Below are 22,206 nucleotides of genomic sequence, written 5' to 3'. Positions count from 1 at the left end.
TTGTCTTTGACTGCTAAATTTAAGATAATGAGCTTTAATTATATTTTAGTTGGGTTTTAAGACATGACGGCATTCCTCCAAGAGTTAAACGAAAAACAACGCGAAGCAGTTACAGCGCCTGTTGGAAATACCTTGGTTTTAGCCGGAGCCGGCAGTGGTAAAACCAGGGTGCTGGTTAGTCGCATCGCGTGGTTAATAGAACAAGAACAAATTTCCCCCCACGCCATTTTGGCGGTGACTTTTACTAATAAAGCAGCGGGGGAAATGAAAGCGCGTCTTAATACCATGTTAAAGACACCTTTAGTCGGATTATGGGTGGGAACCTTTCATGGATTATGTCATCGCTTGCTACGTCGTCACTATGAGGATGCCAGGTTACCAGTGCAATTTCATATTCTGGATAGCGACGATCAGGCAAGAGTTATTAAACGGGTAATTGCTTCTTTAAATTTGGATGAAGATCAATGGCCAGTGAAGCAGGCTCAAGCATTCATTAATAGTCAAAAAGACGAGGGTTTAAGACCTGCGCATGTGCATGTGATGCCTTATGGACCAACGCGAACCTTGGTTCAAATCTACAAAGCATACGAGCAGGCATGTCAAGCGGCAGGTGTTATTGATTTTGCCGAGTTATTGTTGCGCACGCATGAGTTATTGCGCGATAACCCTGAAATTTTGGCTCACTATCGTCACCGGTTTCAAGCGATTTTAGTTGATGAGTTCCAGGATACTAATACAATTCAGTATGCTTGGATTCGTTTATTAGCAGGTGAACACACTTCGGTGATGGCTGTTGGTGATGATGATCAGTCAATTTATGGTTGGCGTGGGGCAAAGATTGAGAATATTCAGCAATTTTCCCAAGATTTTAAGAATACGCAGATTATTCGCCTGGAACAAAATTATCGCTCTACCTCAACAATTTTAGATGCAGCCAATGCTCTGATTACTAATAATAATTCGCGAATGGGTAAAAATTTGTGGACTGCAGGGAATTCTGGCGAAAAAATTGTTGTGTATAGTGCATTTAACGAATTAGATGAAGCACGCTTCTTAAGCGAACGGATCATGATGGAAATTAATAATGGTCGTAGCGCTGATGAAGTCGCTATTCTTTATCGTTCCAATGCCCAGTCTCGTGTTATTGAAGAAGCTTTATTGCGTGCGGGTATTGCCTATCGCATCTATGGCGGCGTGCGTTTCTTTGAACGTGCGGAAGTAAAAGATACACTGGCTTATTTGCGATTACTTGCTAATCCTTATGATGATACGGCATTTGAACGTATTGTTAATTTTCCTACTCGAGGTATTGGCGAGAAAACGCTTGAAGAATTGCGTTATCTTGCCAAAACAGAGGATATTTCGTTATGGCAAGCAGCTCATTCTATTCTTCAGGCAGGTCAGTTACCTCAACGTGCCGCCATAGCATTGACGAAATTTATTGAACTTATTGAGAAATTACAAGCACACACTGCTTCCCAAGAGTTGGATGAGCAAATTGGTACGGTCATTGAGAGCAGTGGTTTGTATGCCCATTTTGCAAAAATCAAAGGTGATAAAGCTGAATCGCGCCTGGATAACTTACAAGAATTAGTCAATGCGGCTAAACAGTTTCGTTATGAACAGGAAATTGAAGAAGAAATGCCTCTGTTGGTTGCCTTTCTCGCTCATGCTTCCTTGGAGGCCGGTGAAATGCAGGCTGAAGAACATGAGCGTTCTGTGCATCTTATGACGCTCCATGCTGCAAAAGGATTAGAGTTTCCTTTAGTTTTCTTAGTAGGCATGGAAGAAGGTGTCTTTCCTGGTAAACAAAGCATAGAAGAACCGGGGCGCCTCGAAGAGGAACGCAGACTTTGTTATGTGGGTATGACTCGAGCAATGGAAAAATTAGTACTCTCTTTCGCAGAAGTTCGTCGACAGTATGGACGCGAGGAATATCATCGCCGCTCTCGCTTTCTGCGTGAGCTGCCTGAAGAGTTATTAGATGAAGTTCGAGTCAAGGCTCGTTTTCAAGCCCCGCTTTCTCCTAAAGCTATGTCGACAGTGGCTGCAGAAGAGGTGGGATTAAAACTTGGCCAAAATGTTAGTCATGCCAAATTTGGTCAAGGTGTCGTATTAGCTGTAGAAGGAAGTGGCGCCCACACTCGGGTACAAGTAAAATTTTCGGATCATGGTCCAAAATGGTTAGTTTTAGCTTATGCAAACTTAACAATTCTTGAAGATCATGCAGCTTTTTAAGCCGTAGCTGACTTATAAATGTTGAATTTAATTCAAGCTGGTGCTACGTTTCTGTTGGCGAAAAATCTTAGGGTTCTACTGGGTGATTTTTTATTGTTGTAAACGCCAGTAGCCTCAAAGTAACTTTTCTTAATTGATGATTTAGTCTAAAAGGGGAAGGGTGTGAAATTTACAAGTTTATTAACTGCAGGCGCATTGGCTACAGCAATGGCAGCACCACTTGCTATCGCTGCTAGTCCATCCAATACTTCAGACACGATGTCTGCTGCGCAAAAAAAAGAAATAGAGAAAGTAATTCATGATTATTTAGTTAATAATCCAGAAGTTTTATTAGAAGCTTCGCAAGCATTGCAACAAAAGCAACAGCAGGCAATGCAACAACAAGCTCAAGCAGCCATTAAAGAAAATGCAAACCAGTTATTTAATGATAGTTTGACCGTTGTCGGTAATCCAAAAGGTAATGTGACTTTGGTAGAGTTTTTTGACTATCAATGTATTCACTGCAAAAAGATGGCTTCTGTAATTAGCGACTTAATTAAGAAAAATAATAATTTGCGGGTTGTTTATAAAGAATTCCCCATTTTTGGTAAGAGCTCTGACATGGCTTCGCGAGCTGCTTTGGCTGCTGCCATGCAAGGTAAATACAAAGAGATGCATGAGGCTTTAATCAAGCAGGATAAGCGATTAAATGCTGATATCGTCATGAACACTGCAAAATCTCTCGGTTTGGATATGGCAAAATTAAAAACCGATATGGAAAGCAAAACTGTTACTGACGCTTTAGATGCGAATCGTCAACTTGCTGAAAAACTGCATTTAATGGGCACACCTGCCTTTATTATTGCGGCAACACCCGCAGGACAATTAAAAGAAGATACTACGCCTACTTTTATTCCTGGCGCAGCGAGTGAAGAATCATTGCAAGAACTTATTAAGAAAGCTGCCAGCAATTAAGAGCGGATCTGGATAGTCTTGGTGTGGTACTCCACACCAAGACTCAGCTTATTGTGAACAAACTTGAATAAATTATATCCGTTCACAATCATCATCCTGAGGAGTTTACAACGAAGGCTCCCCTGAATGTGGCATGATTTTTAGGTAAAATAGCTATGCCACATTCAGGGGATCCTTCGCTTCGCTCTGGATGACGTGGGTTGTGAACGGTTACTAAAATTTGTGTTATTCCCACGTAGGTGGGATGACACGACATTACAACATGATTTTGTCCCGTAAAATCGATGTATTTTCTTCATGTATAAACGAAAAGAGTGTTACTATCGGGCATTCAGCAGTATCGAGATAAGTATGACAAAGCCTAGCACATTTCAAGATATTATTTTAACTCTGCAGCAATTTTGGGCTGCCCAAGGTTGTGTAATACTACAACCCTTGGATATGGAAGTTGGAGCAGGCACTTTCCATCCAGCTACTTTTTTACGGGCCATAGGGCCTGAGCCCTGGTCAGCGGCCTATGTACAGCCTTCTCGTCGGCCTACAGATGGACGGTATGGTGAAAATCCAAATCGTGTACAACATTATTATCAATTTCAGGTGGTATTAAAACCATCGCCTCTCGATATTCAAGAAAAATATCTGGATTCTCTACGCGCATTGGGCGTGGATCCACTTGCTGATGATATCCGTTTTGTTGAAGACAACTGGGAATCACCAACGTTAGGTGCCTGGGGATTAGGTTGGGAAGTTTGGCAAAATGGTATGGAAGTATCCCAATTTACTTATTTCCAGCAAGTGGGTGGATTGGTTTGTAAGCCTGTTACAGGCGAACTCACCTATGGTCTTGAACGCATTGCCATGTTTGTTCTCGGAGTTGATAATCTGTTTGAGCTTCCCTGGAGCAAGACAGCGCAGGGAATAGTTACTTATGGTGATGTCTTTCACCAGAATGAAGTTGAAATGTCGGCTTATAATTTTGAGCATGCTAATGTCGATGTCTTATTTAAGCATTTCGATTATTACGAAGCAGAAGCACAAAAATTGGTTGCCTTGAATCTTCCTTTACCCGCTTACGAAATGGTTATGAAAGCGTCCCATGCATTTAATTTATTAGATGCAAGGCGTGCTATTTCCGTTACAGAACGGCAACGATTTATTCTTCGAGTACGCCAGTTATCCAGGGCGGTGGCGCAAGCTTATTATGATGCGCGTGAAGCGCTAGGTTTTCCTATGCAAAGGGTGTGTGATGGCAAATGATTTTTTATTCGAATTAGGCTGTGAAGAGCTTCCTTCTGGTGCAGTATGGCCTTTAGCAGAAGCGTTAACTGATAATCTTCTTACGGCCTTAGATAAGGCACAAATCGGTTATGGTGAAGTTAACTCTTTTGCTACACCTAGACGACTGGCTGTTTTAATTACAAACCTCCAGGAAGAGCAGCCCGCACAAACATTATCGCGACGAGGACCCGCTTTGGCTGCCGCTTATGGTGTCGATGGTCAGCCTACCCCGGCATTACTTGGTTTTGCGAAATCTTGTGGTGTGACAATCGCAGATTTAGCAATTAATACCACGGATAAAGGTGAATGGTTAGTTTATGAGTCTCGAAGTGAAGGAGCAAAAACTAAAGAACTATTACCTGGGTTAATTAATCAAGCTATTAGTGGTTTACCCATTGCTAAACCCATGCGATGGGGTGATGGCGAAGCAGAGTTTGCGCGTCCTATCCATTGGGCTGTTTTGTTATTAGGTCAGGAATTGATTAATTGTAAAATTTTAGATGTACAAACCGGGCGATTAACTTATGGCCATCGTTTTCATCATCCTCATGCACTTGAGATTATCAAACCTCAAGATTATAGTGCCTTGCTGCAACAAGCATTTGTAATTGCTGATTTCTCAGCTCGACGAGAAATGATTATCAGGCAAGTTAAACAGCTTGCTGCAAAACATGATGCGCAAGCAATCATGCCAGAAAGTTTACTGGATGAGGTCACATCAATTGTCGAATGGCCCGAAGCGTTAATTGCCAATTTTGAGCAGGAGTTTCTACAAGTCCCCGCTGAAGCATTAATCGCTTCTATGCAATCTCATCAAAAATGTTTTGCTTTGCAGGATAAATCAGGAAAATTACTGCCGCATTTCATTACTGTGGCAAATATAAAAAGCTCCAATCCACAACAAGTAGCGACTGGAAATGAGAAAGTAATGCGTGCAAGACTAAGTGACGCTGCATTCTTCTTCCATCAAGATCAAAAAATACCCTTAAGTCATCATATTCCTGCAACTGATAAAGTGATTTTCCAGGCTAAATTAGGTACTTTGAGGGATAAAACGGATCGTGTTCAAGAGTTGATGGAAACATTATGTATTCCTCTTAATCTAGATAAGCAACAAGCCAGCCGCGCTGCTCAATTATCTAAATGTGATCTAATGACAGGTATGGTGGGTGAGTTTCCGGAATTACAAGGATTAATGGGCTATTACTATGCTCTTCATGATGGTGAAACGTCAGAAGTAGCAGTCGCTTTGAACGAGCAATATATGCCGCGATTTGCTGCCGATCAATTACCTTCCTCTCCTCTGGGTTTGGCAATGTCCTTAGCAGATAGACTTGATACCTTGGTGGGGATTTTTGCGATTGGACAAAAACCGTCTGGAGTGAAAGACCCATTTAAATTGCGCCGTCATGCTTTGGCTGTAGCCCGTTTATTAATTTCGACCTCTGCTAGACTTAATTTATCCGAGCTTATCGCCGAAGCAGTCGCAAGCTATGGTGATAAATTACCAGGTGATAAAGCAGCTATAGTTGAATTACAACCTTTTATCATTGAACGAATGCAATCTTATTACCATAATCAAAACATCAGCATCGATCTTTTCCAGGCTGTTCGTGCTCGCCAGGAAAATTGGCTGTATGATTTTGACAAACGAGTTACTGCTTTAGCTGAATTTGTGTTATTGCCAGAAGCAACCGTGTTGTCTGCTGCCTGTAAACGCGTTAATAATTTATTACAGCAGGTAGAGAGTGCAGCAAACCAACGTTCTATTGACGAAACTCTGCTTCAAGAGGGGGCTGAAAAATCGCTCTTTACTCATTTGTGTAGAACAGAAGAGGCAGTTAAACCACTCTATGGCGTGGCGGACTATAAAACCATTCTTACGGAACTTGCCAGATTGCGAGAGCCGGTGGATGCTTTTTTTGAGCATGTGATGGTTATGGTTGAAGAACAGGCAATCAAGAATAATCGATTGCAACTTTTGGCTCGTCTGCAAACGTTATTGCAAAGCGTTGCTGACATTTCTCTGTTGCAGTTGAATCAATGAATAAGATCATCTTGTTAGATAGGGATGGCGTAATTAACCAGGATTCCCTGCATTATATTAAATCCGTTGAGGAATTTATTTTTTTGCCAGGGAGTATTGAAGCTATTGCCTATCTAACAAAAGCAGGTTATCGCATTGGGGTTGCAACCAATCAATCAGGCGTTTCACGTGGTTTGTATAGTGAAACAGAGCTGGCAGCAATTCACAGAAAATTATTGAACGACGTACGTGCGGCTGGAGGAGAAATCGAAGCGATTGAATATTGTACTCATATGCCTGATGCTGGGTGTACATGTCGAAAGCCGCAACCAGGAATGTTGCGTGCACTTGCAGAACATTTGAATTGCTCTTTAGCAGGCGTTCCTTTTGTTGGTGACCGGGTATCAGATATTCAGGCTGCTGAGGCTGCTGGAGCCGCACCAATGGTGGTTCTTTCACCTATGACTGATCGGGTAGGTCTGCAAGCTTATGCTCATGTCCCAGTGTTTCATTCATTAATGGACTGCGTGACTTTTTTATTATCGAAAAATGACTAACGATATAGCTATTGCCTATGAAGGAGAAGAGCAATTTGAGCGTGCAAAAGAGCTTGCTCAAATCTTAACATTACCAATAGATAATCAGGCTAAACAGCAGCTGCTAGTCAAGGCAGATAGATTGGTGCTGAAGATTGATGATTTTACCCCACTCTATGCAGATTTTACGCTATCAACTTGGCAAAAGCGTCGCGACGCAGGAAAAAAACAAGGTTTGGTGCGTGCCTGTAAACCCACTCAGGGTATACGTATTGTTGATGCTACAGCGGGATGGGGGCGCGACGCAGCGGTACTCGCGAGTTTTGGTGCTGAAGTTATTATGTTAGAACGACAACCAATTTTGGCCACGTTGTTAGCAGATGCCTTAAGTTGTCGCGATGAGCATTCCAAGAAACTGATGAATCTTAAGTTGTATTTAATCGATTCTTATGATTTTTTGCAGAATTTATTACCCTCTGAGTATCCTGACGTTATTTATATTGATCCCATGCACCCCGAACGACAAAAAAGTGCACTGGTGAAAAAGGATATGCAAGTATTACAGCAGTTAATTGCAAGAGATGATAAGGTGCTCGATCTCCTGACACTTGCCAAAACAAAAGTGCAGAGACGAGTTGTTGTAAAATGGCCTCAAAGTCTTTCTGCTCTTCTAAACCCTGATACTACAATTCCAGGAAAAACTGTGCGTTTTGATATTTATTTTCCTGAATGAGTTATTGGATAGGAAGGAAGTAATATCAGATTACTGAAACTCCTCGCAGGCATTCAGTATAAATATTGGGGTAGTTATAAATAAAGCAGTTGGACGGTTGGGCTGCTATACCAAAAGCAAACAGTATTTGTTAGATTAGATTAAATCAAATTCGTCTAATTCTTCTCGTAGACGTTTTTCTTCAAAAAGCTCTTCAATTCGTCGGCGTCTTTCCAGTTTTGTGCTTAATCCGGATTCACTAACTTCCTGGTTATCAACGTGTTCGTCAATTTCTGCTTCAAAATCCTCAAAGCGGCGAATGGTCATGACTATCTCCCTATACAAAGTTTAATCCATAACAACGTAAGATTGTTGCGCTTATGCAACAATAACATTTTTACCCTAAAAGAAAGGGGAAATGTCAGCAGATTTTCAATTCTTTCAAAATAACAGAATTCCACTGTTATTAACAGTGGAATTGTTAGCTAAAAGTTTGCTGAGGTGTATTAGTATCGGTGAGATCTACAGGAGGAGTAGGTGGTTGACGCAGATCTTGCAACTCTTTTTTATATTTGTTCAAGTCCGCACCTTTAGGTTCTTGAGCTTCTTTTTCCCTTTCTGCCTTCATAGCTTTGGCCACTTCCTTAACACGGCCGTAACGGTGTGGTTCGCCATCAAATAAACCAGGTGTTTTCTTACCTTCCTTATCGGCAACTTCTTCTAATTTTCTTTCAACACCATTAACTTTAACGGTAATTTTACTTGGTTCAAAACCGGCATTAACACAAGCTTCGTACATACGGCGAGCGTATTCATCGGCTTCTTTTTCATCTTTATAGTCTACGTTAATTACGACATCATCATGTCCGCAGGCTTTACAAGCTTCTGCCAAACTTTGAAAATCATAATCCACGTTTTGATGACGACTATTATAATATTTAGCACCTTCAAACGACAAACCTTTAGGAAGTTGTAAATGCATGGTGCCATCTTCGCCTATATCAATTTTTCTTCCGGTAATGGTTTTCAAGATGGGTAGATCAGCGACATTAACACCGCGGAGATCAATATTATTCTTATCGGGTTGGAGGCTCAATTGTAAAGGCTGAGGCGGCAAATTAAGTTCTGCTTTTTTCTTCTCGGCTAAGGCGTTGATTGCATCCCGAAATTCTTTATCATTGGTTTGACGCATTGCAGCAATGAAAGCAATACGATCTTTTTCTTTTTGATGAAGAGAATGAATATCATTAATACTTTTATTAAAGCTATCTTCAAACTGTTTGAGTTGTTCGGCATTTGATTTATCTAAAGCGCTCAGCATTTCTTTTTTGACTCGTCCCAGTTGCGTGTCATCTGTCAAGTTCATACTGGCTTTTAATTCATCGGTAAAGGATGAGTCAGTAAACAAATCTTCAATCTGCTGCTTGGCTTGTGCTTGATGTGCTTTAATTGCATCCACAGCGTCTGCTTTGGCTACATGGAGAATACCGCGAAGATTTCTCGGGTCAATCGTTGGTGGAACTTCTGCGAGGGCCGCATTAATTTTTTGAATATCCTCATTAAACTGCTTTAAAGCACCCGTTAGTTGGGGCGTGTCCACAAGAGCGGTTTGTATTTGGTTTCTAACTGCTGAAACGTGAGGATTAGTGGTATCTTTTAACTTGTCCCAAGGTCCTGTGAGTATAGGTTTAGTCACATCTTTACTTGAATCGGGTTTTCCCTGGGCATCTTTCCCCGGAATAGTTTGGGTGAGATTAAGAAAATCATCAATACCGCGCAAACGATTTTCTTGATACTTATCAAAACCATCCGTTCCGGTTAAACCTTTACTGAGGTTAACGCTTTGTAAATATCTTTCGTAAAATTCTTTACGTTTTTCAAGAGTAAAGTATTTGTCTAATTCCTTAGTCGTGCTAAGCATGCGAAAAAGAGGTTGATTAAAGAGGCCCATAACTATTCCTGCTAAAACCTAATAGATTTCAGTATAGCATCAAAAAGCTTAACTTATAATTAAGCATTTGATGCTTTGAATGTTTACCAGGCAGGAATGGCCGCATCACCAAAAAGCTCTTTCGCCTTGGTTTTAACGGCTTGTGAGTTCATCGCTTTAACAAACTCTTCAAGCTGGGGCTTTTTCGTGCTATCGCGACGAATGACTATTAAATTCGCATAGGGAGAATCTTTATTTTCAATATAAATGGCATCGCGAGAAGGGCTAAGGCCTGCAGGAATTGCAAATGTTGTATTAATGACTGCTGCATCCACATCTGTCAATACTCTAGGTAACTGGGCTGCGTCCAATTCTTTGATATTTAAACGCTTAGGATTAGTGGCAATATCGGCAACTGAAACGGCAGTATTATTATTTTTTAGAGTGATTAAACCTGCTTTTTTCAAGAGTAGCAGGGCGCGTGCTTCATTACTGGGATCATTGGGTATTGCAATTGTTGCATTGTTGGGTAATTGCGCGACTGATTTAAATTTATTGGAATAAATCCCCGCAGGATATACGAAAGTTTTACCGATTGCCTCCAGATTATAACCGTGGGCTTTCATTGCTGCCTGCAGATAAGGTAGATGCTGATAAATATTGGCATCTAAACTGCCATCGTCTAAAGCTTCATTGGGCAAATTATAGTCATTAAATTCTACAATTTTTATGTCTAGCCCGTATTCTTTTAAAGCGACCTCTTTAGCTACTTCGACTAAGTCAGTTTCAGGTCCTGCAATAGTACCTATTGTTAAAGTGTTCGGAGAAGGTTTATTACAAGCAACCAAACTAAATATTAAAACTAACAGACTGAAAATACGCATTAACTCTCATCTCCTTTGTTGTATTACCTTGTTTAATTATGAGTAAAATGACGAGCAAGGCGATCGCCCCACATTTGTAGTAATTGTACAATGACCACCAACACAATGACTGTTGCTAACATGACACTTACATTAAAGCGCTGGTAACCATAACGAATTGCCAAATCACCCAAACCACCACCACCTACGGTGCCGGCCATGGCAGAATAATTTACTAGGGTAATTGCTGTAACCGTAATGGCCTGAATTAAGGAAGGGAATGCTTCTGGCAACAAAATGAAACGGATCATTTGCCAAGTGTTGGCTCCCATAGAAAATCCAGTTTCAATTAATCCATTTGGGAGAGCTTGATAAATATTATCAACCAGACGGGCAAAGAAAGGTGTGGCACCTAAGGTAAGCGGAACCATAGCTGCATGAATGCCGATGGAGGTACCTACGATCAGGCGTGTAAAAGGAATTAATGCAACTAACAAGATAATAAAAGGGATGGAGCGACTAAAATTGATAAATCCCGAAATAAAACGACTCAGCATTGGGTGAGGCTTAATTTTTGTACTACTAAAAAGAAGCGTTCCTAAAGGTAAGCCCAGTAAAGTCGCAAATAGGGTACTGACGATAACCATATAGAGAGTTTCGCCACTAGCAACTAATAAATCATAAAGCATCGTCAGTGACATACCCTAAAATCTCCACGGTTAAATTAGACTCTTCACAGCGTTTGATAAATAAATTTAATAAATCGCTATCTGCCACTAGTTCAACAATTAGTACCCCACAGGTAATCATGTCAAAACGATCAATGTTGGCTAACAAAATATTAATATCCAGATGAAGCTCACGACTGGCTTTACTAATGAAAGGAACTGTTGCATTTTCTCCTTGGAAGAATAAACGTAACAGGGGCTTGTTATTGGGTACGTTTGATAAAGAGTTACTTAGACATGCGGGTAACTGCGGACTCAATTGCGCATATAACATGCTTCTGGCTTGACTTTCTTTGTTATTGAATGCACCGGCTAAAGATGTTGTTTCAATAATTGCTCCTGCTTCCATAAGTGCTAATCGATGGCAAATTCGTTTAACTACATCCATTTCATGTGTGATTAAGACAATCGTTATTCCATAGAGAGTACTAATTTTCTTCAGTAACTCCAGAATGGAATTGGTTGTTTCAGGATCAAGGGCAGAGGTCGCTTCATCACAAAGTAGTATTTTGGGAGAACAACTTAGTGCACGTGCTATAGCAACGCGTTGTTTCTGGCCACCACTAAGTTGATGTGGGTAAAAGTTGGTTTTATCTTGCAACTCAACCAAGGGTAATAATTCTTCAATTTTATTTTTAATGGCAACTTCCGATATGCCTTGTATGCGCATAGGAAGTGCAATGTTGTCATAGACAGTTTTAGAATTTAAAAGATTAAAATGCTGGAAAATCATTGCCATTTTATGGCGAGCAATACGCAATCCCGCAACAGAGAGGGCTGTAAGATCTTCATTATCAATAATTACTTCACCACTATCAGGACGCTCTAATAAATTAATAGCTCGTAATAAGGTGGATTTGCCTGCACCACTTCTGCCAATAATGCCAAAAATCTCACCTTCTTGGATAAAAAGATTAACATTCCGTAAAGCAACAGTATTTCCATAGGATTTATTTAATCCATTCAATTCAATCATTATATAAACCTAAGATGACAGCATGCGGGGCAAAAGAAGGAAGGAAAACCCGCTTTAGCCGTATTTACAATAGTAAGACTATTGAGCGCCCGCAAGCTGAAGTTCAAATCGGCGCAAGTAGGGCATAGTATCTTAAATTTGGAATAAAAGAAACTGCTATAGGCAGACTTTAATTTTAAAAAGTTAAAATTCTGTAAAGTTTTTTTCCTATGTTAACTATAATGAAATCTAACTTTACAAATTATACATATTGTGTAATTTTGGCTTAATAAACTAGTGCTATAGTCAATAGATCTATCCAATACGGTATTAATGCGAGATGTTATGAAAAGGGCAATTGATTTACAACAAATGAAGCAACTTCAGACTAAGCATAATAATGTAACCAAGCAAATTAAAAAAGAATATCAGCATTTACTTCAAGAGTTTAAAAAAGTGGTGAATACGCCACCATCTATTCATGAATTGGATAAAAACCCCGAACAAAAGCAAGCAATGTTATATGAAAAGGTCGCCCTAGAGAAAAAAGATAAAGACCAATTAAGTATAACAGACAAAAATAGGTTGGCTTATCTGGAGGAATTATTCAAAAACTATCAATTAGATAAGCTAAGAGAGGATAATCGTCGCGCTAATAAAATTGAAAAATTGGTATTACGCTTTGGTGATAAGGTATTAAACAAATGGACTTTATTGCAAAGAGAGTTAAAAGAAGCAGACATAGAATTGACAGCGCTACCTGATTTTGTAAAAAAAGAAGATTTGGAACTTATTTATCGTGTAGCGCCAGCATTTTCCGAGAAGTTGGTTATCTCTAATCTTTGGTTGCAACGGCTAATTGGCGAAAAAACACCTTTAGAAAGCCGCTCGGAATTTAAAGAAAGAATTCAGGCATTTAGAAAAGTAATTGCTGAGCATCCAGAATGTGAGATCTTACTTCCTGCCTTGGATAAATTTGAGAAAGACATATTAAAAGATTTCAATACCTATACGCAGGAATTAAATCTTAGTACAAAGCTCTTAAAATCATTACAAACCATTGCTAATGCTGCTAATGATAATTTTCAAATAGCAGCTCAGAACGTTTTTGGGCAATTGGAAAGCATTGGATTGAGGCAAATCGATAGGGAAGAAAAAAGATTTAAAACAGAGGATACTACTTATAAAAGCAAAACAAATCAACGAGACCAACGAAACGTGCTCCTTGCTCATATGAATAAATTTCAGCAGTTTTTGCCTCTTCAAGAAAAGCTGCAATTTCTTGATCGCGTACTAAAGAGTCAGCAACCTGCTGATTTTACGGGGCAAGATGCCGAAATGCTAAAAGAACAACGTGAAGAAGATCGGGAAACCTTTGCTCCTTTATTTAAGAATAAAAAGTTTATAAAAAAATTATCAGAGCTTTATACCTCTCTGGAGAATGTTGAAGCTTCAAGAGTGAAATACCTGGAAGTTGAGAAAAAGGCTGCGAGACCATCAGGTAAGCGCCCTTTGGAAGCTGATTCAACTAATTACTCAGAAGTCCCATGTATAAAACGTAAAGTAGTAGCTAAGAGAGCCAATATTCATACATTTTTCTCTGAAGAGACAGGAAAGGAATCTGAGCAAGGAGCAAAGATGACAGTTGAAACTCCTAAGAGCAGTCTTTAATACAGTTTTTAAGATGAGATTTTTATAAATATAAAAAGGCCAGAACTCTGGCCTTTTTTATTACTTGAAATACATCGAGTCTTTAATAACCTGCTATTGACGTATGTAGGCAATATCATGCTCTAAAAGTTGTCCTTTTTCATCGGAGTATGAAGATTGAGCTCTACTGTTATAGGATAACTCGGAACGTAATTGAGAAAATAAATCAAAGCTACCCCCAAAAAGCGCAGAATATTGAGTTGTTTGAGGTCGAGCTGTGTGGACATTTTGAGAAGCTCGAGAAGCCATAGCGGGTTTCGGTGTTGATGCTGGTCTTCCTGAGCGTATGGGTGTTGAGGGAAAAAAGGAATGTAAATTCTGAGTAGGATATTGTTCTACTTCAAGCTGTAATTTGATTCGCTGTAAACTTAAGACAAACTTTGTAAAATAATCTTCTTTTTCGACAATATAGGGAAAAGAATGACAACAACGCGATAGCCTAAAAAAATTAATCATTTCATCTACTAAAGGAATGGAGTTGTGATAGTAGGCAAGGTCTGCAATAAAATCGAAATTAACCTTCAGACTAAAATCAAGCTGCCTTAATTGCTGTTTCTCTAAGCCCTTTATTTCACTCGTAATCAGATCTTGCCAAGTGGGATGAGGTAGTCCAAGGATCTTTAGTCTGCTAGTTGTTGCAAAAAAGGGCAAAAAGTAACTATTCAAGATTCCTTTGTCTTCGACATTTTTACTGTAGATGAGACTCAGGCTAAATAAATCACGGGCGAAGTCAACAAAACTAACGGAAGCATTAGCCTTGGGGCCGTATTTTTCATGCATTTTTTGCACGATTCCTAAGACCAATTCAAAAGGTAAAATTTCCTGATACTCGCATTTATTTTGCAATCTGCTAAAAACCAATCTGGCTAAACCCTTACCATATTTATTCTCAATTTTCTGAATTAAATGGTTGAAAGAAGTGATAACAGGTATTTTTTTAAGGTTGGGGAAAATGGTAACTTGGATAAGCCAATCGATAACACGAGCATCTATGGGAATGTTTCGGGTGACTATTTTATCAAGATTATCCAAAAAACGGACGCCCGGATATTGATCTGTTAGATGTAATTTTGTTAAAAAACTGGCAAGATCGTTAATAAACCTTAGAGCTTCTTTTTGTTCTTCTACTTTCACTTTTATAAGTAGAGAATGAAGCATTTTTTCATACCACATTTGTGTCCTTTAGAAACAAAAAAGACGATTAATCTAACATAATTAATATTAAGGTATCATTAAGTAAATTATCTTTACATGATGGTGAGGACAGAACAAAACACCTGTCATGTCGGCGTAGCAGCATGACAGATTCTAAATGGAACAAAAAATTTGCTATAGTGGCATCACAGATCTGGGTTATATAGGTCCTTTGGTGGGTTTCGGGTTATATTTTAATCGTTTAATTCCTGTCGATTTTTAAAGAAATCCAAGGCTTCGGGATTGGCTAAGGATTGGAGATTATTAATTGTTTCGCCATGAACTATCTGGCGAACAGCAATTTCAACCACCTTGCCACTAATTGTTCTAGGAATATCAGGTACTTGCAAAATTTTTGCAGGTACATGGCGTGGAGAAGCATTATGACGAATAGTTTGACGAATGTTATTTTCGATAGTCTCATTAAGTTGTAAGCTTTCTCTTAACTTAACAAACAAGATAACGCGAACATCGTCTTGCCAGTCTTGGCCAATAACAACACTATCTAATACTTCTGGAATTTTTTCTACCTGGCGATAAATTTCCGCAGTGCCGATCCGAACACCTCCAGGATTTAATACTGCATCTGAGCGTCCATAGATGATTAAACCATTGTGTGGAGTAATTTCGGCGAAGTCACCGTGAGCCCAGACATTATCAAAACGTTCAAAGTAGGCGTGTTTATAGGCTTTTTTATCGATATCCCTCCAAAAACAGACCGGCATTGAGGGAAATGGCTTTGTACATACCAGCTCACCTCTTTCAGAGCGAACAGGTTGCCCTTCTTCGTTAAATACATTTACGGCCATACCAAGACCTAAACATTGTAGCTCACCACGGTACACAGGTAAGAGAGGATTTCCTAAGGCAAAGCAGGAAACAATATCTGTGCCGCCTGAAATGGAACTGAGTTGCACGTTAGGTTTTATTTGTTCATAAACAAAATCATAATTCTTTGGTAAAAGAGGAGAGCCTGTGGATAAAATTGCTCGTAAACTCTTTAGTGAAAATTGATAACGAGGGCTGGCTCCTGCTTTCTCCACGCTGGAAATAAATTTGGCGCTGGTGCCAAAAACCGTAATTTTTTCCTCTTCAATCAATTGAAATAACCGATTAGCATCAGGATAGGCCGGTGCTCCTTCATAAAGGGTTAAAGTAGCGCCTAAAGCTAAAACAGTCACCATCCAATTCCACATCATCCAGCCACAGGTGGTGTAGAAAAAAAGATTATCATGGCTGCGAATATCGGTGTGTAAACCCAGTTCCTTCATGTGCTGTAGCAATGTCCCACCGGCTCCATGAACTATACATTTGGGCTTGCCTGTCGTTCCTGAAGAAAAAAGAATATAAATAGGATGCGAAAAGGGCATGCTTTTAAATTGACACATTGTGGCTGGCTTCACAAAATTTTCCCAATCTGTAGCATTGGCTAAGGTGTTAAATTTATTTTTACTGTGAATGATTGGGCAAATGACTACTCTTTCCAGTGTAGGCATAGCTGCAGAAATTTCTGAAATTTTAGCGATGCCATCATGTTTTTTACCCAAATATTGATGACCATCACAGGCGAAAAGCACTTTTGGTTCAATTTGACCTAACCTGTCGATGGCTGCTTGCGCACCAAAATCCGGGGAGCAGGAAGACCAGATAGCCCCTAAAGAGGTGGTCGCCAACATGGCAATGATGGTGTAAGAAACATTGGGCATAATCGCTGCAACGCGATCCCCGGCAACTACGCCTGCTTCTTTCAAGCCTGCAGCACAAGAGGCAACTTCTTGATGCAATTGTTTATAAGTAAGTGTTCGTCGTTCACCATTCTCATTTACACTCACTAAAGCTGGGTGATCGTCATGACGACTTAATAGTTTTTCGGCAAAATTAAATGTAGCCCCAGAAAACCACTCAGCATCTATCATCCGCTTGTAGTTGTTGAGAATTTCCGTAGCAGGTGTATCGAAAGTTAGCTTAAAATAATCACAGAGTGTTTGCCAAAAATGTGTGGGTTTCTGAGTGGACCATTCATGCAACTGCTGATAGTCCGTAAACTTTTGCTGATACTTCTCACCGGCAAAATGCATAAATTCCCACATTCTGCTCGCCTTAGGTTCGTTAGGTTGCCATACCAAAGTGCTCATCTTATTTTTTCCTTAAAAACCGCGAATTTTGGATAGAATCCTTTAAAATCTCTGCTGAATCAATGATTAGTTACTAAATGCTACTGATGACTTAAAATTTTAACCTGGATGTCCAAATTGATCGGCAGTTCGAGTCAAAATTTAAGTCTATCAGTTCGGCTTAAAATCAAGTTGCCGGTTGTTGTTGAGTAATGCAATGAATGCCGCCACCACCAGCAAAAACGTCTAAGGCGTCAATTTGAGAAATAGAATACGTCGGAAAAAGTTGCGTAAAAAGCTCATAGGCAGCTTTATCTTGTTTAGGATGACCAAAAGCTGGCATGACAATTCCCTTATTGGCTAAATAAAAATTAATATAGGACAAGGTTAGTCGTTCACCATGAAGATAAGTTGCAGGTGGCTGTTCTACTGTAAACACTTCAAGTGCTCGACCTTTGGCATCCGTAGCTGATTTTAATATTTCCAAATTTTCATGCAGTGTTTGATAATTGGCATCCTCTTTATCATGAGTAATTAATGCCAAGACTTTCCCTGGACCAATAAAACAGGCAATTTCATCAATGTGTCCGTCCGTTTCATCTCCAAGTAACCCCTTATTTAACCAAATAACCTTTTCAGTATTCAGATAATTATTAAGATAAGTCTCAATTTCGCTTTGGGATAGTTGGGGATTACGATTGGGATTTAATAGGCATTCGCGACTGGTTAGAACAGTACCTTCACCGTCAACATGAAATGATCCACCTTCCATGACCAGAGGCGCATGAAAATAGTGGGCTTTTGTTTTTTCGATCACCGCAGCAGCAATCTTATTATCCAAGGCGCAATCGGCATAATTACCGCCCCAGGCGTTATGAATCCAATCAATTCCGGCTAATTCATTTTGCGCATTAATTAAAAAAGTGGGACCTGTGTCTCGAGTCCAGGAGTCATTCAGTTCCAAAGTCATCAGCTCAATTTTTTCACCGCAGAGTTGACGAGCTAACGCTTCTTCGCCTGGATGAACTAACATGATGACAGGCTCATAGTGAGCGATAGCTTGCGCCACATGAGCATAAGCAAGTCGTGCACGGTCAAGACCAATAAAAGACCAGGTTTCTGGATGACGAGGCCAAGCCATCCAGCAGGCAGCATGTGGATACCATTCGGGAGGCATTTTGAAACCGGCTTGTTTAGGTGTAAGCATAGTGATCCTTTATTTATTACTATCAAGATAAGTTAATTGGCTAAAAATACTTCGCAATTCATTGAGATAACTTTGAATCTTTTCATTGGGTAATTCTGCTTGAATCAATTGTTTCTCATAAGATAAGAGCAGTCTTTTAGTATCAAAATGCGCATAATTTAATGCATTCGTTACCGTATCACCGCTAATAAGATCGGTAATTTCAAATTGACCGTTTGCAAGTAGTTTTACGTCCAATGAATTGGTATCACCAAATAAATTATGTAAATTCCCTAAAATCTCCTGATAAGCCCCTACTAAAAAGAAAGCAAGTGCATAGGGTTGTTGTGGGTTATATGGGGGCAGCATCAATGTCGTATTAATTGCATCACTCCCGGTGTATTTTTTAATAGTTCCATCCGAATCACAGGTTAAATCCTGGAGGATGCTATGCATGCTAGGTTTTTCATTTAAATGAGAAATAGGTGCTACAGGAAATATCTGCCCTATGGCCCAAGCATCTGGCAAGGATTGGAAAAAAGAAAGATTACAAAATATTTTTGCAGCCATGCGCTCATTAATCGTATTAAGCAATTCTTTATCACCAGGATTTGTTTCATCTAATTGTTCTTCTATAACAAAACAAATGGCGGTAAAAAGTTGTTCGACTTTTGCTTTTTCCTGGAGACTTATGACACCATGTTTGAATAACGAATTCGCTTCATCGAGTGCTAATGACGCATAGTTGTATATTTCACTCGGTGAGTTTTCTGCCATAGTTTGATAAGTATTCCAAATATCGCGAATGACATGTGATTCATCAGGTTCAATAGAAGGCAATTCACGTGTTTTTTTGATTAATTCAACATCCGTGATATTCGTTACTAAAACGGCGTGATGGGCTGTTAGCGCGCGACCTGATTCAGAAATTAAATTAGGCTCTGGCATATTCGCTTCTTCACAGAGGGGGCGAAGTGCTAAAAGAATATTAGTTGCATATTCTTTAATGGAATAATTCATTGAGCAATCCGAAGTAGAATGAGTGCCTTCATAATCCACGCCCAAACCACCGCCGACGTCAATGGTGTTAATAGGGGCTTGTAAATGTCGTAATTCAACATAGTAGCGAGCCACTTCTTGCATGCAATGGCGAATGTCGCGAATATTGGCTATTTGCGAACCTAAATGGCAATGCATTAGTTGCAGGCAATCTAAATAATTACTTGCTTTCAATTGTTTCACTAAATCAAGAACCTGCTCAGCGTTTAAGCCAAATTTGGATTTAGCTCCACCGGTATTTTCCCATTTACCTGCTCCTTTCGTGACCAAACGAATACGAACACCAATTTTTGGTCTTATATCCAGACGAGCAGATTCTTTAAGAATAATGTCTAATTCAGAGCGTTTTTCTATAACAATAAATACCTCATGCCCCATCTGCTGAGCAATCAATGCGGTACGAATATAAGAGCTATCCTTATAACCATTACAAACAATGGTTGAAGGAGTTTGACCAAGCAAACCAATGACTGCCATCAGTTCAGGTTTACTGCCTGCTTCAAGTCCAACGGAATATTTAGGTGCTTTTAAAAGTTCACGAACAACACTTGATTCCTGATTCACTTTAATTGGATAAACGAGTTTATATGTGCCACGATAATCGTTTTCGGCAATTGCTTCTGCAAATGCTTCGTTAAGTTTGACAACCCTGTCATGAAGAATATCAGTAAAACGGATTAAAAGAGGTAACTGTAACCCTGCCCGGCTAGCCGCATTGACAATGTTTTGTAATTCTACCCCAACGCTGTCTGAATTTTTGCTAACTTCAATATTACCTCGTGGGTTGATGGTAAAATACCCTTCGCCCCAATGGGCAATATTGTATAAGTTCTCATTGGATAAAGCTTTATTGATCATTAGGGGGTTTCCAAATTAGGTTGATGGGGCTTTAGTAATTCGTGATAGGTTTCAGGTTGCCGTTGTCTCGCAAAGGGGAATAATCGTCCCCAGAGTGCTCGTTGATTAAAATCCAGTTCAGCAACTAAAACCGCAGGTTTATCGCGAGGCGCTTGCGCTAAAATTTCACCCATAGGTGTGCTGATAAAGCTACTGCCATAAAATTCAAGACCATCTTCACAGCCAATACGGTTAACTGCCACAATAAACGTGTTTGCCATAATGCCCTGAGCCACCATCACTTTTTGCCACATCGGTTGGCTGTCAAAACCAGGTGCGGTGGGTTCACCACCAATGGCGGTAGGATAGACAAGAACCTCCGCTCCTTTTAAGCCGTAAATACGCGATAATTCTGGAAACCATTGATCATAACAGGTTGGTAAGCCAAATTGATGTCCGGCCAAGGTATGAATGGGGTAATTAGAATCTCCAGGCTGGAAATAATAATCTTCATGGTATTTTTCCCCACTTGGTATATGTTGTTTGCGGGTAATAGCAACCAATTCTCCCAGCTCATTAAATGCAACAGCAGTATTAAATCCAGCTTTTTCAAACAGAGAAGCGGTAATTGTTACTTTTGCAGTTTTTGCCATCATGCTGACAAAGCGTGCGGTTGGGCCTGTATGAATGTCTTCTTTATATGGGGTACCGTCAACGTCATGTCGCGTACAGAAATAAGGTGATAATGTGAGCTCTTGCAAACATACCATTTGTGCACCTTGCTCGGCTGCAGATAAAATACCTGCTGCAAGGCGATCTTGATGTTCCTCGGGATTCTCGGTCCATTTTTCCTGCACCAAGCCAATTTTAAATTTATTCATTGTCATCTTTTTTACCTATACGAAAAATGTGGTTAAAGATATCACTATTGCTAGAAATCAAGAATAGTAGATTTGGAGAAAAATATAGGCAAATATTCTTTATTTTTTCGTAGTTCAAGAAAAGATTTAAAAATACAGATAAATTATTACCGAAATAAATTATTGCCCATAATCTAAGCCAGATTATGGGCAATATAAGATGAATTCTCTATTTAAGAAAATTCTTAAACTAGTATCATTGATAAGTTGGTGTTTCTATAGACAATACAGTGACTTGCTCCACTTTTTCTTCTTTTGGAGAAAAGAGGCTGTGGCAAATAAGTTGATGTAATTTTTTTCCTTCATTTTTTGAGTCTGTTAAAAATTCCTTGATTATCTCTTTTTGTGTTTTAATTTTTACATCCGCACACAGTTTTTTATGTTCTCTATCATGCTCGGTTAAAAAGAATTTGTCCTCTGCAGTCAAGTCAGATTTGGGTTCAATTATCGCTTTGTCTGCAAGTGCACCAAGAGTGGATTTAATCTCCTCAAGGTTAGCTTCTTTTCTTTTTTTCATCAGTATTTTTTCTTGAGCTTGATGTGCTTTTGTAAAAGTTGCTTTTTCGTGTAGGTCTGCTTGTTGCAATTTTTCTAAAGCGTCTCTGCTGGAATTTGATTTAGCGTTATATTGAGATATTGTCTCTACAAGTGCGTTTAGTTCTTGCTCCTGCAGTTTATCAACATTATCGGTAGCTTTGTCGAGATCTACCGGCATTTTTGACCTTGTTAATACATCGAATAGGGTTTTAAAAGTTGCCCCTATCAAAAGGCTTATTGGTAGTAATGCGGTATGAGCAATCCAGGTTATAAATGCAAGTTGGGCCCATTCATCAGGATTAACATAGCCTTTTTTTAAAGTACCAAGCATATTCCGACCTTGGAGGAAGAATATTTCTTTAAGTGTCATAAACTAATCCTTAATTTTGTTTGGATAGATTATAAACGTAAAAAATTAATACAATATTA

18 protein-coding genes are annotated in these 22,206 nt (G+C 39.5%); 7 read left to right on the top strand and 11 right to left on the bottom strand.

What is annotated here, in order from left to right; all coding sequences use genetic code 11:
• The first annotated feature begins 63 nt into the window (after positions 1–63).
• From uvrD to PXX05_RS10095, 6 genes are all read left to right on the top strand, one after another.
• The gene (gene uvrD, locus PXX05_RS10120; protein ID WP_275088107.1) at positions 64–2,238 is read left to right on the top strand and encodes a DNA helicase II; all 2,175 of its coding nucleotides are present in this window, start codon (positions 64–66) and stop codon (positions 2,236–2,238) included.
• A 162-nt stretch (positions 2,239–2,400) separates the two neighbouring features.
• The gene (locus PXX05_RS10115; RefSeq protein ID WP_275088106.1) at positions 2,401–3,192 is read left to right on the top strand and encodes a DsbA family protein; all 792 of its coding nucleotides are present in this window, start codon (positions 2,401–2,403) and stop codon (positions 3,190–3,192) included.
• Positions 3,193–3,543: 351 nt separating this feature from the next.
• Positions 3,544–4,449 carry a glycine--tRNA ligase subunit alpha gene (gene glyQ / locus PXX05_RS10110; RefSeq protein WP_275088105.1) on the top strand — a complete coding sequence of 302 codons (906 nt, stop codon included), beginning with the start codon at positions 3,544–3,546 and terminating at the stop codon, positions 4,447–4,449.
• Complete coding sequence (gene glyS, locus PXX05_RS10105; RefSeq protein WP_275088104.1) at positions 4,439–6,517, top strand: glycine--tRNA ligase subunit beta; 2,079 nt, start codon at positions 4,439–4,441, stop codon at positions 6,515–6,517. Before glyQ ends, glyS begins: the two co-directional genes overlap by 11 nt.
• Complete coding sequence (gene gmhB, locus PXX05_RS10100) at positions 6,514–7,053, top strand: D-glycero-beta-D-manno-heptose 1,7-bisphosphate 7-phosphatase (protein WP_275088103.1); 540 nt, start codon at positions 6,514–6,516, stop codon at positions 7,051–7,053. Before glyS ends, gmhB begins: the two co-directional genes overlap by 4 nt.
• The gene (locus PXX05_RS10095) at positions 7,046–7,765 is read left to right on the top strand and encodes a class I SAM-dependent methyltransferase (protein ID WP_275088102.1); all 720 of its coding nucleotides are present in this window, start codon (positions 7,046–7,048) and stop codon (positions 7,763–7,765) included. Before gmhB ends, PXX05_RS10095 begins: the two co-directional genes overlap by 8 nt.
• Before the next feature lie 135 nt (positions 7,766–7,900).
• Here the strand turns inward: PXX05_RS10095 and PXX05_RS10090 are convergent, their stop codons facing one another.
• From PXX05_RS10090 to PXX05_RS10070, 5 genes are all read right to left on the bottom strand, one after another.
• The gene (locus PXX05_RS10090) at positions 7,901–8,071 is read right to left on the bottom strand and encodes a PA3496 family putative envelope integrity protein (protein WP_275088101.1); all 171 of its coding nucleotides are present in this window, start codon (positions 8,069–8,071) and stop codon (positions 7,901–7,903) included.
• A gap of 154 nt (positions 8,072–8,225) precedes the next feature.
• Positions 8,226–9,695, bottom strand: coding sequence for a hypothetical protein (locus tag PXX05_RS10085; RefSeq protein WP_275088100.1), 1,470 nt, complete (start codon positions 9,693–9,695; stop codon positions 8,226–8,228).
• Between the two features lie 83 nt (positions 9,696–9,778).
• Complete coding sequence (locus PXX05_RS10080) at positions 9,779–10,558, bottom strand: MetQ/NlpA family ABC transporter substrate-binding protein (RefSeq protein ID WP_275088099.1); 780 nt, start codon at positions 10,556–10,558, stop codon at positions 9,779–9,781.
• 32 nt (positions 10,559–10,590) lie between these two features.
• Entirely contained in the window at positions 10,591–11,238 is a 648-nt protein-coding gene (locus PXX05_RS10075) for a methionine ABC transporter permease (RefSeq protein ID WP_275088098.1), read from the bottom strand.
• On the bottom strand, positions 11,216–12,241 hold the full coding sequence (locus PXX05_RS10070) for an ATP-binding cassette domain-containing protein (protein ID WP_275088097.1): 1,026 nt from the start codon (positions 12,239–12,241) through the stop codon (positions 11,216–11,218). Before PXX05_RS10070 ends, PXX05_RS10075 begins: the two co-directional genes overlap by 23 nt.
• A gap of 324 nt (positions 12,242–12,565) precedes the next feature.
• Between PXX05_RS10070 and PXX05_RS10065 the strand changes: the two genes are divergently transcribed.
• Entirely contained in the window at positions 12,566–13,891 is a 1,326-nt protein-coding gene (locus PXX05_RS10065; protein ID WP_275088096.1) for a hypothetical protein, read from the top strand.
• Between the two features lie 93 nt (positions 13,892–13,984).
• Here the strand turns inward: PXX05_RS10065 and PXX05_RS10060 are convergent, their stop codons facing one another.
• The 6 genes from PXX05_RS10060 to PXX05_RS10035 all read right to left on the bottom strand — a co-directional run bounded on the left by PXX05_RS10060 (position 13,985) and on the right by PXX05_RS10035 (position 22,147).
• Positions 13,985–15,103, bottom strand: coding sequence for a hypothetical protein (locus PXX05_RS10060; protein WP_275088095.1), 1,119 nt, complete (start codon positions 15,101–15,103; stop codon positions 13,985–13,987).
• Positions 15,104–15,318: 215 nt separating this feature from the next.
• Positions 15,319–17,259 (bottom strand): acetoacetate--CoA ligase, encoded by a 1,941-nt coding sequence (locus tag PXX05_RS10055; RefSeq protein ID WP_275088094.1) that lies wholly within the window; start codon positions 17,257–17,259, stop codon positions 15,319–15,321.
• A gap of 166 nt (positions 17,260–17,425) precedes the next feature.
• A complete protein-coding gene (locus tag PXX05_RS10050) occupies positions 17,426–18,445 on the bottom strand; it encodes an agmatine deiminase family protein (RefSeq protein ID WP_275088093.1) in 1,020 nt (339 codons plus the stop codon).
• Between the two features lie 9 nt (positions 18,446–18,454).
• Positions 18,455–20,341: a biosynthetic arginine decarboxylase gene (gene speA / locus PXX05_RS10045; protein ID WP_275088092.1), complete on the bottom strand. Its 1,887-nt coding sequence runs from the start codon at positions 20,339–20,341 to the stop codon at positions 18,455–18,457.
• Positions 20,341–21,207: a carbon-nitrogen hydrolase gene (locus PXX05_RS10040; RefSeq protein ID WP_275088091.1), complete on the bottom strand. Its 867-nt coding sequence runs from the start codon at positions 21,205–21,207 to the stop codon at positions 20,341–20,343. Before PXX05_RS10040 ends, speA begins: the two co-directional genes overlap by 1 nt.
• A 229-nt stretch (positions 21,208–21,436) precedes the next feature.
• Complete coding sequence (locus PXX05_RS10035) at positions 21,437–22,147, bottom strand: hypothetical protein (RefSeq protein WP_275088090.1); 711 nt, start codon at positions 22,145–22,147, stop codon at positions 21,437–21,439.
• Positions 22,148–22,206: the final 59 nt, after the last annotated feature.

Source organism: Legionella cardiaca (assembly GCF_029026145.1).
Taxonomy (GTDB): domain Bacteria; phylum Pseudomonadota; class Gammaproteobacteria; order Legionellales; family Legionellaceae; genus Tatlockia; species Tatlockia cardiaca.
This window is presented reverse-complemented; position numbering and strand designations above follow the sequence as displayed.

Excerpts from the sequence above, each read along its gene's own strand:
- speA (WP_275088092.1), bottom strand. The coding sequence starts at position 20,341 with ATGATCAATAAAGCTTTATCCAATGAGAACTTATACAATATTGCCCAT.
- PXX05_RS10085 (WP_275088100.1), bottom strand. The coding sequence starts at position 9,695 with ATGGGCCTCTTTAATCAACCTCTTTTTCGCATGCTTAGCACGACTAAG.
- PXX05_RS10035 (WP_275088090.1), bottom strand. The coding sequence starts at position 22,147 with ATGACACTTAAAGAAATATTCTTCCTCCAAGGTCGGAATATGCTTGGT.
- uvrD (WP_275088107.1), top strand. The coding sequence starts at position 64 with ATGACGGCATTCCTCCAAGAGTTAAACGAAAAACAACGCGAAGCAGTT.
- gmhB (WP_275088103.1), top strand. The coding sequence starts at position 6,514 with ATGAATAAGATCATCTTGTTAGATAGGGATGGCGTAATTAACCAGGAT.
- PXX05_RS10040 (WP_275088091.1), bottom strand. The coding sequence starts at position 21,207 with ATGACAATGAATAAATTTAAAATTGGCTTGGTGCAGGAAAAATGGACC.
- PXX05_RS10065 (WP_275088096.1), top strand. The coding sequence starts at position 12,566 with ATGAAAAGGGCAATTGATTTACAACAAATGAAGCAACTTCAGACTAAG.
- glyS (WP_275088104.1), top strand. The coding sequence starts at position 4,439 with ATGGCAAATGATTTTTTATTCGAATTAGGCTGTGAAGAGCTTCCTTCT.
- PXX05_RS10060 (WP_275088095.1), bottom strand. The coding sequence starts at position 15,103 with ATGTGGTATGAAAAAATGCTTCATTCTCTACTTATAAAAGTGAAAGTA.
- PXX05_RS10070 (WP_275088097.1), bottom strand. The coding sequence starts at position 12,241 with ATGATTGAATTGAATGGATTAAATAAATCCTATGGAAATACTGTTGCT.
- PXX05_RS10055 (WP_275088094.1), bottom strand. The coding sequence starts at position 17,259 with ATGAGCACTTTGGTATGGCAACCTAACGAACCTAAGGCGAGCAGAATG.
- PXX05_RS10050 (WP_275088093.1), bottom strand. The coding sequence starts at position 18,445 with ATGCTTACACCTAAACAAGCCGGTTTCAAAATGCCTCCCGAATGGTAT.
- PXX05_RS10095 (WP_275088102.1), top strand. The coding sequence starts at position 7,046 with ATGACTAACGATATAGCTATTGCCTATGAAGGAGAAGAGCAATTTGAG.
- PXX05_RS10080 (WP_275088099.1), bottom strand. The coding sequence starts at position 10,558 with ATGCGTATTTTCAGTCTGTTAGTTTTAATATTTAGTTTGGTTGCTTGT.
- glyQ (WP_275088105.1), top strand. The coding sequence starts at position 3,544 with ATGACAAAGCCTAGCACATTTCAAGATATTATTTTAACTCTGCAGCAA.
- PXX05_RS10090 (WP_275088101.1), bottom strand. The coding sequence starts at position 8,071 with ATGACCATTCGCCGCTTTGAGGATTTTGAAGCAGAAATTGACGAACAC.
- PXX05_RS10075 (WP_275088098.1), bottom strand. The coding sequence starts at position 11,238 with ATGTCACTGACGATGCTTTATGATTTATTAGTTGCTAGTGGCGAAACT.